We start from the raw sequence: 12,639 nt of genomic DNA on the forward strand, positions 1-12,639 counted from the left end.
TCCTCAACACGGCACGTATAAAAATCCCGGCAGTTCTCCCCGACATACGGGAAACCTGCCGGGACAAATCAGATCAGCATTTTTCTATATTCTAGCCTTCGCCGCAGAAACAACCTCTACACGATCTTCGCAAGATTTTCAGCCGCGAACACGATCCTCTCATACAAAGCGTCCGGCAGCGCCAGTGCCTCCGTCTCGAGGCCCTGTTCTGTATAGCGGTTCTTCACGCCCATGTAAACGCCGCCGAGGAACACGGAACCGCAGTGCCACTGCTTTCTGAGCGTCATCAGGATCGAGATCGCGCCGGATGAGAACGCCGGGGCAACGAACGGTTTGTAGCCGATGGCGCGCATATGGAGGTTTGCAGTGACGGTGAGATTTGTCAGTTCTTTTGAGAGCTCATCGTTGTAGTTTTCGATGGAATCCGCGATAACGAGATCCTGTCCGTGCGGTCCGAAGGAACGGCCTTCCGTCAAAAACTGCTTAAACCTCGGATCACGTTTTGCATAATATGCAGCTCTCGCATTCATAACACCGAGGCCGAATCCCTGTATCTGCTCCGGGAGAAGCCCCATCCAGTCGTACTCTCCTGCCTCATTCTTGTTGCTCTCAAGGAACGCGGTCTTCGCAAGCGGGTCCACCGGATCGGAGACGGCGCAGAATAAGCCCTTAAAGTTCTTTTCTCTCGCCATCTTCGCGTAATGTCCGATGATCTTTGAGTTGTTCTCGAACTGGTACATGCGGACATCCTTGACACCGGAACCGACCGGCGGGATTCCCTTTGAGGCCACGAATACGAACACATCACAGTCAAAGAGGTGATCCTGGTCCACAACGTCCACCTCCGGCATCGCGTCATAGTCCCACGGATAGGCGATCTGGTTCTCCTCAAACTCCCAGCGGGCAGTCACCTTGTCGGAGATATCACAGATTCCGATGGAGGAGATCACATCTCCGCCGAGAAGATGGAGACCTGTTAAGAGCATGCTGCCCACATCGCCGATCGCCAGAACATGGACACGCTTTTTGCCCTCTTTCGGCTTATATGCCAGGATCTCCTCAAATTTCGGGTGGGACGCGTTTACCGCGCGGAGTGTTCCGGCATCGAGCTGCGCGAGGAGATCCGCCGGGAGTTCCCTGGTCTGTCCGTCGTATGCGGACGCATTTAATCTGTTTGTGTTTAACCAGCTGACATCCTCACACTCTGCGAAGAGCTCTGCCGGATGGTTTACGAGAAATGATGCGCGGCGGCTGCCCGGTTCTCCGGTAAAGAGCCAGGTGAGCGTTGTCCCTGCTGCCGGTTTCTCCGTTTTTTCATATGGCAGATCGCCGTGCGCGGACGCACAAAACATGTCTCCGATTTTATAATAGGTTACCATAATTTCATTCCCCCTGATTTCCATATTTTACTGCCATGAACCAAAGCCATTCAGGTCTGCCGACCTTACGGCTTTGATACACAGCCCACGATTATCGCAGATCTTCCTTTTAAGCCCTCAGCCTCTCGAAATTCCAGACGGCGTTCAGCATTTTATCCCTTGATCATAAACTCTTTCATCCTCCACAGCGTCTCCAGATCATTCTCCAGATATACTGACGCCGCCAGGTTCTCATCATACTCCATACAGCTTCCCTTATCCGGGCAGAGCGGCAGGATGACGGCCTCGGAGAGGCGTGAAAGGGTAAGGTTTTTCGCGTACATTTTCCGGTATTCCGCTTCAAGGACCTGGAAAAGATCCCTGGAATTCTCGATACAGCAGGCCGAGAACTCCACAAGCGCCTCCCGGCTGCAGCCGGAAAGTCTCGGCGTCGCGTAGGGCAGAATCATGTTGATGGACGGCTGAAGTCCCGCAACCTTCATCTCCTCACGGCGCACGGTATCGCCACCGATAAACGGATACAGTGTAGACTCCACGAACCACTGGCGCAGGTTCGGCATCGAGTAGATGCTCTCCACCGGCACCTTCAGGCACTGCATCAGGTCGCGGCCGTAGCCGGACAGGACGCCCACGACGACCTTCTTGATCGGGATCCCGTCTTCCCTGAGCTGCGGAACGAGCACCTGGAGCCGGTTCGCCGTGTGGACGAGGTCATCCACCAGGATCACCGGCCGATCGAAGGACTTGATGGTCTCGATCTGGCTTTTTAACGGTGAGTAGTACGGGAACGGCTCGATCGTAAAGCTGTTCAGATCCGGCTCATAGACCTTATCGGTATGCAGCGTCTTCGTCACCGTATTCGGCACAACCTTTCCACGCAGGATCTTACCGAACGGAACGCACATGTTCTTTCCGAGTCTTCTCGGCACCAGCGGCTCTCTCGGAACATCGTTGAGCGCCGTGATCCGGTCCACAAGACGATGATACATGATGCCGGATGACAAGGACAGTACAAGATTTCCCGGATACAGCTTCGTCATAGCGATCTGAAGCTTTTTGTGGTTTTTCTCCACAGCATCCAGAACCGCCGGATTGCTGGCAAACGGCTCCTTGATCGTAGTATCCAGGTTATGCAGGAACATTAACGGCTCATGCATGTCGACCATGTAGATCGTCCGCTTGTCGTTCTCGTCCGCCATATGCGGACGGATAAAGCCCTGTCTCTCCAGCACGTACACGACCTCTTTCGTCGCTGTGCCGCGCTCCGCGACAAACAATGCGAAACTGTAGTTTTTCTCCAACTCTTTCGCCAGCACTTCAACGAGAAGCTGCTGCGGGGCATCGCGGATCACCCCGCTGTCCCCGGTGCCGTCCTCTCTCGCATAGATGCCTGTGATCAGAAGGATCTCCCGGCTGCTCTTTCCGCGGACCAGGTTTGCCAGCTCCATGTCCTTTAAGACGCCGAACAGATCCTCGTTTCCGATCTCCCGGTAGCTCACAAAGCCCGCCGGGCGCTCACCTTCCACGGTATTTCTTAAGATCAGCAGGCGGTCATTCTCCACCTGGATCTTTGTCAGGATCGCCTGGGCGTCCGGATGTCCGTAGAGAACGGTGTTTCCAAGCTCGTCCAGTACCTCACGGTCCCTGCCCGCCGCGTTCTCGAAGGCGATAGCTTTCGCCCGTAAGATCGGCTTGAATTCCGGCTCGCGCAGGTACATGCCCTTGTGGTAAATGTATTCTTGGACTACCGGGTCGATGAGGCTGGAAATATCGCGGTGGTTATCAATATTTTCACGGATCTTCGTGGAGCTGATATCCTCCAGCTCCTGCGGGAGCTCCAGCTGCACGACTTTTCCGGTGATCTGCTCGTAAACCTCCGTCGGATGTGCCTCACCAGGGCGCCGGAAGACGATGTGGTTGAAGGAATGGATGGAATTCTCCTCCGGATCCTTCTTGTAGGAGCTCGCGTTGTGGATCACGTCGGATCCCACAACGATATAGAGTTCTTCCGTCGGGAACATCTCCCTCAGGCGGCGCAGATCCGCCGGGTTCGCGATGTTGACCGGCGTGTTGTCCGGGAACAGATGAACATAAAACTCATCCGCGATGGACATGTTTACGATCTGGCGGCGCACCAGATGCGGCTGGGTCTTCTTCGACCAGGAAAACTCATCAATGGCAAGAAATACGGTAAATCCGAGCTCCTGGATCTTCTTTGCGATCTCCTTGTGGGATAAGGTAAACGGGTCGAAGGTTCCCGGGAAAAATGCGATCTTCTCCCGCGTCCTGGTCTCCACCAGACCGCCGAACAACTGGTAGTGGGCGATAAAACGGTCGATATGGGACAGGGTCGCGGCACGGTAGTAGAGACTCAGCTCGCCGCCCTTATTCTCATTTAACAGGAACAGGAGTTTCTTTGCGCAAAGGGAGAACATTCTGCTCTTGTCCCGCTCCGCAAGGATCTGGGAGCCGAAAATATGCTGTCCGATGACAAGCAGTGCTTCCTGACGGACCTGCTCCCGGTAGTTTGCAAGACAGCTTAAAATCAGGCCGAGAAGCTTCATGCGGCGTTCTTCCGATACTTCCTCGGACTCATGGAAACGGACGGTATACCGCGAATAGCACTCCAAAAGGACTCCTAACGTATCGAGGGCAACGGACACGATCCGTTCATTTCCGTTCGCCAGCAGGATATGCAGACGTTCAATGATGTCATCAAGCTGTTCCGGCGGCAGCCATAAGGCAAACTCACCGAGGTATTCCGGGATGTATTTGGAGAACTCGTACTCTCCCACTTCCAGTCCCTTTAAGAGTTCCACCGCGATCTCATTTCTCTGGTCTGTTGTCAGCAAATGGGCAAGACGCAGGAGCGCGCGGCCCGCGTCATGGCGGACACCAACCTGCTCGCTGACTTTGATCAGGTTGGAAAAATGGGCACAGATATGGAGAAGGTGATCCCGCTTTCCGTGATCTACCTGATCTGCCAGAAGCTTGATGTTTACGGATTTCAAGATCCACGGAGTAGCGGATTTTAAATTTTCAAGGAAGATATCGCTGACCACATCATGTCCGTATAAGACTTCCCGCTGGGCAGTGGTGTCCAGGCGCAGGTTCGTATAGATCCGGTACTGTAAAAACAGCAGCGTGATCGTTCTCGGATTGATCCGGTGCGCCGCGTCGCAGACGATCTCGTAGCAGGCGCTTTCCGGCGGCACCGCCTGGGTCAGAACCTTTAAGACGCGGACGGCCGCGATCTGCACCTTCTCATCCGGGTCGTCCATATGGCTGATGGCAAAGCAGATCAAACGTTCCAGACGACTCCCCTTGCTGCAAAGATCCAGAGGCAGGGAGAATATACAGTCTAATAGGTAGAATACCGGATCACCCACAAGGCGGTGGTGTCCGTCAAACCACTTCATGAAGACTTCGAACAGCTCTTCCCGGACCTTCTCCGAACTCCGGTCCATGGCGGATACCATGACAAATTTCAGAGAATTCTGAATTCGGTTCTTCTGCTGCAGTGTCAGGCGATAATCCGGGCATATGAGCTGTCCAAGATACTCCTCCCAGAGCGTCAGTGCCGTCTTAGCGTCCGGATCCGGCATATTTTTCGGCAGCTCTTTCCGGTATCCGGCGTTGAAATCTGCGAACATTTTTCCGATGAGCGCCGCCGCCTGTCTCCGGATATCGCCCTCGCGGTTTAAGAGGAGCTCATACAGGAAGCTGATGGTCTGCTCTTTCTGGCGGTGGTTCAGGTGGATCGAATATTCGTTGAACATATTTAAGTACGCGCGGACATTCTTCCAGTCTTTTTCGCTTCTCGCCGCCTCCAGGATATTTCCGAACTGGCGCTCGGTTCCGAGACGATGCATCACGTCGATGTTATGCTCGATTCCCCAGAATACGAAGGAGCGGACCACCTGTTTTCCGGTCTGTACGACAATATCTACCGGCTGCTCCGCCGGATCCGGGTTTCCTGTCAGATCCACATCCACGCCTTTGGAACGCATGTAACGCTCGAATTCGTAGAGGCGGGAGTAGACGACGCGGTAGCGGTTCCGTTTTGCCTCATCCACATTGTCAAGCTTTGACAGGATCACATCAAAGGAATCTTTTAACGTGTAGATCTTCGTGATCTCGCGGCCATCCTCGCCGCGCATCTGTTTTACGCGGAAATCGGCGTAAATCAGAACCAGGGACTCCACAGAGATATTGTCGAGCTCCAGATCCCAGGTGGAATGGTTCGCGGCGATGTGGCCGATTCCTTCCATATTGTAGGCGGTAAACCACTGGTTCGTATAAAAATAGTGAAGGTACGGAACCCGCTCATCCGGCTTACAGCCAAATTTTCCGAGGTCATGTCCCGCTGCTGCGCCCGACGCCAACGCCAGGTCAATTGGCACCCCCGCCTCATAAAGCCCCCGGGCTGCCACCATCGCAACATAGTGGACACCCGCGATATGTCCCAGCGTCTCGAACGGGGTCGCCTCACGGTTTAACCGCATCATCTCGTATATGTACTGATCACGGAACTCACGGATAAAGTGGGCATACTCACCGGCACGCTCAAAACCGGCATATTCTTCTTCTGTCAGAAAGCGGAAATCATCATATGGATCGAACGGCAGAACCTTCCGTTCTTCATCAAAGAAGTACTGGAGAACATTCAGGAAATAGAGCGCAGACGGCGCATAAGGAGCTGCGGACACAGCGAAATCCGCATCCGGGTACAGAATGTGGGTCGAATATTTATAAGCGAAGGAAAGCCATCCCTCCTCCGGTTCATTGCTGAGTTTTTCCATATCTACGCGGCAGAATTCCAGAATCTCCGCGCAGGAAAAACGTCTTGTTACCGGGAATGCCTTCTCGAAGATCACTTCCCAGCGGTCTTTATCAAAGAGCTGCTGCATGCTGCGGCGGCTGAGACCGATCTTTTTTAAAAATTCTTTGTCTGACAGACGGTTTCCAAGCTCTGTCACAAGGTGGCGGATGTGTCTGTTATACATGGATATACCTCCGTTTCGAGGATGTTAAGGGCGGGCTGCGCGGAAATTTCTGTCCTGCCGCTGTATCGGTTTCCGGATTAATCCGGGAACATCGGACGGGCTGGGGAGAGTTTTCCGGCTGTCCACAATTATAAGACCAGTATAAACATTTCCTGAGGTGTTTTCAAGAAATTTTCTTTTCAGATCGTGCACCGATGATTTTTCTTTTCAGATCGTGCTTGGATCGTTTCTTTTCACATCATACTCGAACCGCGGCTGGTAAAAGAATCTGTCACTTTGCACTTGACAGTTGATGTATCTGATGGTATTATTTCAGTAACAATTATCATTATTATTGTTTATTTGATCTCTACACTCCGGAAAGGAGGTGCACCATGAAAGCATTAAAATTCAGCCGCCAGCGTGAATCTATCCGGGAATGTCTGAAAAACCGCAAGGATCATCCTACCGCGGATGCCGTCTATGTGACGATCAGCAAAGATTACCCGAAGATCAGTCTGGGAACTGTATACCGCAACTTAAATCTTCTGGCAGATATGGGCGAGATCCAGCGTTTTTCCAGCGGAGACGGATCGGAACATTTCGATTATAATACCGATCCCCATTACCACTTTGTGTGCAAGGCCTGCGGGGCGATCATCGATATGCCTCTGGATCTGGTCTGTGACACTTCGGACCTTCTCACCGCTCCGTTCCCGGGACGGGTTGATTCCCACACGGTTTTCTTTTACGGTGAATGCGAGGACTGCCTGAAAAAGAAAAACGAAAAAGTTTAAAATTCTATTGACATTCGTTGTCAATTAGAATATAATAACGATAACAGTTACTATTATTTAGATCAACTGACCGGATTACGATCCGTCAGTGACTATCTTTCAAAAGAACTGTGATCCATATTACAACCGTCAATTGATCAGGGATCTCTATATTTCAAGATCCCTGACCCCTGATAAAATTTTAAAAAGGAGAAAAATACTATGAAGAAATTTGTATGTTCTGTATGTGGTTATGTATACGAGGGCGAGGCTGCTCCGGAGAAATGTCCGCAGTGCGGCGCACCGGCTTCCAAATTCGTTGAGCAGAGCGGCGAGATGAACTGGGCTGCTGAGCATGTAGTTGGTGTTGCACAGGGCGTTAGCGAAGATATCCTTGCTGATTTAAGAGCTAATTTCCAGGGTGAATGTTCTGAGGTTGGTATGTACCTCGCTATGGCAAGAGTTGCTCACAGAGAAGGTTATCCGGAGATCGGTCTTTACTGGGAGAAGGCAGCTTACGAAGAAGCTGAGCACGCTGCTAAATTCGCAGAGCTCCTCGGCGAAGTTGTTACAGACAGCACAAAGAAGAACCTCGAGATGAGAGTTGAGGCTGAGAACGGCGCTACTGCCGGTAAGACAGACCTCGCTAAGAGAGCAAAAGCTGCTGGTCTTGATGCGATCCATGACACCGTTCACGAGATGGCAAGAGACGAGGCTAGACATGGTAAGGCATTTGCTGGTCTCTTAAAGAGATATTTCGGCTAATTTTTGAAGAAAATAGTTAAAATTAAACTGGAGCGGCTTGTTTTTTCAGGCCGCTCCAGTTATAATGAAGTCAGAAAGGTACTCGGATATACGTTCGATGCCCTCAGTATGTTATAGTATAAAAAGAACTAGCAAGTTACTGTGGTAGGTAGGATGCTAGTTCTTTTTGTCTCTATGGTTATCGATGTATGACAATGCTGAAAATATAACTAGTAATAATGTTAGGACTTCCATTGTATTCATACGCCATCACCCCCTTTACGATCAGAGGGCACCAGACATCAGAAACGCATCCCCGCTTTCCGCTCCATTACAGGATAATTTTACCATATAAGTCGACGGATGTCGATTGAACTATTTGGTCACTTTCTAATCGCGTTCTTCTTGCGCATATTTCACATAATCTTCAAAGAATTTCCTCACATGTCCATTTTGGTTCTCTTTATGGCATAAGGCATAAAAACATCTGGAGATATACGGCGGAGCAAATTCTTTCATCTTAATTTTCTCATATCGCACCAGACGCACAAATGCCGGTACAAGTCCAAATCCGAGATTTGCGTTGACCATCATAAGCTTTGTATTATAAGAATTCACATGAATGATATCCCTGAATTTAAACGCTGTTCGGAAATGATCCGCAATCTGTGAAACACTTCCCTCGTACATGGTGATCATAATCTCATTCTTCAGATCTTCCGATGTTACAGCAGTTCGTTCTGCCAACGGATGTTCACGATTCAAAATAATCTTCCATGGCTTATCATAAATCAACTCCATGTCAACATTTTCCACCGGATATCCCGACAGGAACTGATCACTTGTCACAATAATATCGAGCAGTCCCTGCTCAAACCGTTTCAGCAATTCCCGATAACTATACTGCAGACAGGTAATCCGCACATCCGGATGTGCCATAACATACTGGCCAAGAAATGTATCTAAAAGCTCATCTTCATAGATTCCAACACCAATTTTCAATGATCTCGCATATCCCTGCTCCACATTCTGCACCAAACGCACCGTCGATTCATAAACATCCAGAAGTTTCTGTGCCTGAACATAGAACTCACTTCCCGCATCTGTAAGAATTACCTGATGATTGTCGCGATAAAAGAGCCGTACCCCGAGTTCTTCCTCAAGTCCACTAATCTTCCGGCTCATGGATGTCTGCGTCATGTGCTCTTTTTCAGCAGCTTTCGTAAAATTCAAACATTCCGCCAGACTGAGAAAGCATTTTACATTGTCTAAATTCAAACCATCACCTCCGTTAGACAAACTTTTTTTGCATAACACGACACTTTTCTTTCATTTCCATTTTGTACACTCTGATGCTACAATAATTTCATCGAAACCCGGCCGGTTTGCAAGTGAAAACATATGTATTTGTAAAGGAGACTGAATTTATGACAAATTATATCAGAAAAATGAGTGGAAAGCAATATATGAAGCGCCTTGCCGAGAACCCAACCGTCATCATCCCAACTGGCGCGTGTGAGATCTATGGACCGCAGCTCCCAATGGGAAGTGACCTGATCGCAGCTAAAAGAATTGCTGAACTTGTGGCTGAAAAGACCGGTGCGCTGATTGCTCCGACGATTGAAGCCGGCGAATCCTCCGCACTCGCTTCTTTCCCATGCACATTCGCAATGCCAAGAAAGATCCTGGAAGACTGGCTTGACTGGCTTGTCGGAAAACTGATCAAAGACGGGGCCAAGAATTTCGTTTTCATCACAGGTCATGCAGGAAATGTTGATACTGTAAACTACATCGGTAAGAAATATATGAATGAGCATGATATCAAGCTCGTCCAGATCGACTGGTGGAGATTTACAAATGCAAACGGAAGTGATATCTTCCAGTACAGCGGCCAGATGGCTCACGGACACGCAAGTGAGTGCGGCACATCCGTATTTATGTACCTTTTCCCGGAATTAGTAGACATGGACGAACTCTCCAGAGTAGAACCGCTTCCGGCGAGCGAATTCCCGGATTTCATTGGTTTCCAGAGATTCACTGAGAAAACACCGAACGGAACCATCGGCGATGCTACCGTCGCTACAAAAGAAAAAGGTGAAAAGATTGTCACCCGCTGTGTAGACCGAATCGTTTCCTATATGGAAAAAAAATTCTAAGCTTACCCAAAATCACACGCCTTACCTTACAAGGGGGATACTACTATGGCAGAAACCATGACTCTAACAACTGTTTTAATCGATATTTCGACTATCAGTACGCTGCTTTTTGTGGGCTTTCTGATCCGTCAGAAAATACCATTCTTTTACAAATACTATATTCCAACTTCTTTAATCGCAGGTATTTTAGGACTGCTCCTCGGTCCTCAGGTCCTCGGACAGTTCTCCCCGATCCACCTACACTTCAGCCAGTGGATTTCACAGTGGACAAATTTCCTGTTCGCATTTATCTTTACGACATCGTTCCTTGGAACTTCCACCGGAAAATTCGGACGTGATGTACTTTCTACCACCTGTGTAACTGGCGCTGTATTTATGGCACAGGTTCTCGCAGGACTTGGAATCGCTTTTCTCCTCTCCAAGTTCATGAGCAATGTTCCTTACGCAATGGGATTCCTTCCGGTATCCGGTTTCTATGGCGGACACGGTTCTGCCGGTATCATGGGCGGCTGCTTCGCTACTGAAGGCTGGGAGGACGCTACCGGTATCGCTCTGACATACGCAACCATCGGTATGTTCATGGCGGTGATCGGCGGTATGTGAATTATCAACTGGGGCGCTAAAAAAGGTTATACAAGAAAGCAAATGAGTTCCGTCAACCTCGACCAGAAAGATATCACCGGTATCGTACCGAAGGAAGAGCGCAAATCCATGGCAACTGCAATTTCCAGTTCCTCCGTTATCGATCCTCTGGCATTCCAGATGATGATTGTCGGAACAATTATTGCAATTTCCCATATTCTCCGCGAGGCGATCATTAAAGTATTCCCGTTCTGGAGCAAAATCCCGCTCTACACCATGTGCCTGATCATGGGTGCGATTATTGGTATTGCTTTAAGCAAGACAAAATATAGCCAGTATATTGACCGTGGAAGCATGAAACGTATTTCCGGTGTCGCTCTTGAATACGTAATCGCTATGAATGTTGCGACCATCAAATTAAGTGTTCTGGCTTCCTTCCTGGTTCCAATCCTCGTTACTTCTATCGCAATCACCATTCTCACAGCGGTCATCTGTATCATTCTTGCCAAGAAGTGGTATGGAAAGGACTGGTTTGAAATGGCAATGGGCGCTTACGGACAGTGTACAGGAAGTCTGGCTACCGGTCTTCTCTTAATCAAGGTTCTTGACCCGAACGGTGATACACTTGCCGCAGAGAGTGTTTCCGGTTCCAGTACTCTCGGTTCCTTCTGGCAGCAGCCGTATAACACGATCGGCCCTATGCTGATCCTCTCCAGCCCGCTGCTCACGACTCTCGGAACCGCTGGATTCCTCGTCGCATTTCTGATCGTCGGCACCGTATTATTTGGACGCACTGTAAAGAAGGCATAAGTTATGAGTAAAGTAAACGAACTGATCCAACAATATACAAGTGATGCCCTCGAGATCCGGCGTCATATCCACCGCCATCCGGAGCTGTCTATGGAGGAAAAAAACACAACGGAATTCATAAGTCAGCAGCTTCTCAAATATGGCATTGAAATTTCCGATATCCCGTTTAAATCTGGTGTTCTCGGTATTTTAAAAGGCGGGGAGAATGGACATACCATTCTTCTCCGTGCCGACATTGATGCACTTCCGATGGTCGAAAAATCAGGACTTCCCTTTACTTCAGAAAATACCGGAGTCTGCCACAGTTGCGGACATGACATCCATACGACCGCCCTACTGTTGGCTGCACGGGTTTTAACTTCCCTTCGCGATGAACTTAAAGGAACGGTTCTGTTCCTGTTCCAGCCTGCCGAAGAACGCTTAAGCGGATCTCAGATGGTTATTGATTCCGGCGTTTTTGAAAATTATCACCCGGATTTCGCTGTCGGTCTTCATTGCTGGCCGGACATTCCGGCGGGAACCATCGGCATCCGCCGCGGCTCCTTTATGGCTTCCTCTGACACAGTAAAGCTCACGATCCGCGGAAAAGGCGGACACGGCGCACACCCCCACAAGAGCATCGATCCGGTCATGACATCCGCATACATTCTAACGGAGTTACAGACCATTATTTCGAGAACAATCGCACCTCTCGATTCAGCAGTCCTCACCATCGGAAAGATCACCGGCGGTACTGCAGCCAACATTATTCCTGACGAAGTCGTTATGGAAGGAACTGTGCGCACTGTCAGCAACGAGACCCGTGCCCTGATGGAAGAAAAGATCCGGCAGATCGTTTCCCACGGCGCTGCAGCCATGGGGGGAGAATGCGACATTGTTTACCAGAAAGGCGTCCCTGCCGTTGTCTGCGACAACCATGTTGTGGATCTCATTGAGCAGGCGGCTACTGAAGAACTCGGCGCTGACCATGTAGTCACTCTCGCCACTCCATCCATGGGATCTGAGGATTTCTCCAGATACCTTGAAAAAGTTCCGGGCGCTATGTTCCGGATTGGAACAAGAAATGATGATCCGGCATCTTCCCGCCCACTGCACAATGCCGGAATCGTATTTGATGAACAGGCAATTACCTCCGGTGCATCCGTTTTCGCAGGACTTGCGCTGAGATACCTGCATTGACATACCATCTCATACCCCTCCTTCCTCC

General features: G+C 49.9%; 7 protein-coding genes and 1 pseudogene. 5 read left to right on the top strand and 3 right to left on the bottom strand.

The window, feature by feature from the left end; all coding sequences use genetic code 11:
* Positions 1-116 precede the first annotated feature (116 nt).
* Together ABCW45_RS12335 and ABCW45_RS12340 are read right to left on the bottom strand one after the other, a co-directional pair.
* The gene (locus ABCW45_RS12335; protein ID WP_343220946.1) at positions 117-1,379 is read right to left on the bottom strand and encodes a lactate dehydrogenase; all 1,263 of its coding nucleotides are present in this window, start codon (positions 1,377-1,379) and stop codon (positions 117-119) included.
* A gap of 152 nt (positions 1,380-1,531) precedes the next feature.
* On the bottom strand, positions 1,532-6,385 hold the full coding sequence (locus ABCW45_RS12340) for a nicotinate-nicotinamide nucleotide adenylyltransferase (protein WP_343220947.1): 4,854 nt from the start codon (positions 6,383-6,385) through the stop codon (positions 1,532-1,534).
* Between the two features lie 374 nt (positions 6,386-6,759).
* Between ABCW45_RS12340 and ABCW45_RS12345 the strand changes: the two genes are divergently transcribed.
* Both ABCW45_RS12345 and ABCW45_RS12350 read left to right on the top strand, forming a co-directional pair.
* On the top strand, positions 6,760-7,161 hold the full coding sequence (locus ABCW45_RS12345; protein WP_015552269.1) for a Fur family transcriptional regulator: 402 nt from the start codon (positions 6,760-6,762) through the stop codon (positions 7,159-7,161).
* Positions 7,162-7,362: 201 nt separating this feature from the next.
* Positions 7,363-7,905, top strand: a complete 543-nt coding sequence (locus tag ABCW45_RS12350; protein WP_015552268.1) for an NADH peroxidase — start codon at positions 7,363-7,365, stop codon at positions 7,903-7,905.
* 369 nt (positions 7,906-8,274) lie between these two features.
* Here ABCW45_RS12350 and ABCW45_RS12355 read toward each other — a convergent pair whose 3' ends face one another.
* Positions 8,275-9,162, bottom strand: a complete 888-nt coding sequence (locus ABCW45_RS12355) for a LysR family transcriptional regulator (protein WP_343220948.1) — start codon at positions 9,160-9,162, stop codon at positions 8,275-8,277.
* Positions 9,163-9,311: 149 nt separating this feature from the next.
* On the opposite strand from ABCW45_RS12355, the gene ABCW45_RS12360 reads away from it, so the two are divergent.
* From ABCW45_RS12360 to ABCW45_RS12370, 3 genes and pseudogenes are all read left to right on the top strand, one after another.
* Entirely contained in the window at positions 9,312-10,040 is a 729-nt protein-coding gene (locus ABCW45_RS12360; RefSeq protein WP_015552267.1) for a creatininase family protein, read from the top strand.
* 57 nt (positions 10,041-10,097) lie between these two features.
* Positions 10,098-11,432, top strand: a pseudogene (locus tag ABCW45_RS12365) (sodium/glutamate symporter).
* A 3-nt stretch (positions 11,433-11,435) separates the two neighbouring features.
* Positions 11,436-12,611 (top strand): M20 metallopeptidase family protein, encoded by a 1,176-nt coding sequence (locus ABCW45_RS12370; RefSeq protein ID WP_117483811.1) that lies wholly within the window; start codon positions 11,436-11,438, stop codon positions 12,609-12,611.
* Positions 12,612-12,639 lie beyond the last annotated feature (28 nt).

It is taken from the genome of Pilosibacter fragilis (genome assembly GCF_032490495.1).
GTDB lineage: Bacteria > Bacillota > Clostridia > Lachnospirales > Lachnospiraceae > Pilosibacter > Pilosibacter fragilis.

Excerpts from the sequence above, each read along its gene's own strand:
- ABCW45_RS12345 (WP_015552269.1), top strand. The coding sequence starts at position 6,760 with ATGAAAGCATTAAAATTCAGCCGCCAGCGTGAATCTATCCGGGAATGT.
- ABCW45_RS12360 (WP_015552267.1), top strand. The coding sequence starts at position 9,312 with ATGACAAATTATATCAGAAAAATGAGTGGAAAGCAATATATGAAGCGC.
- ABCW45_RS12335 (WP_343220946.1), bottom strand. The coding sequence starts at position 1,379 with ATGGTAACCTATTATAAAATCGGAGACATGTTTTGTGCGTCCGCGCAC.
- ABCW45_RS12370 (WP_117483811.1), top strand. The coding sequence starts at position 11,436 with ATGAGTAAAGTAAACGAACTGATCCAACAATATACAAGTGATGCCCTC.
- ABCW45_RS12350 (WP_015552268.1), top strand. The coding sequence starts at position 7,363 with ATGAAGAAATTTGTATGTTCTGTATGTGGTTATGTATACGAGGGCGAG.
- ABCW45_RS12340 (WP_343220947.1), bottom strand. The coding sequence starts at position 6,385 with ATGTATAACAGACACATCCGCCACCTTGTGACAGAGCTTGGAAACCGT.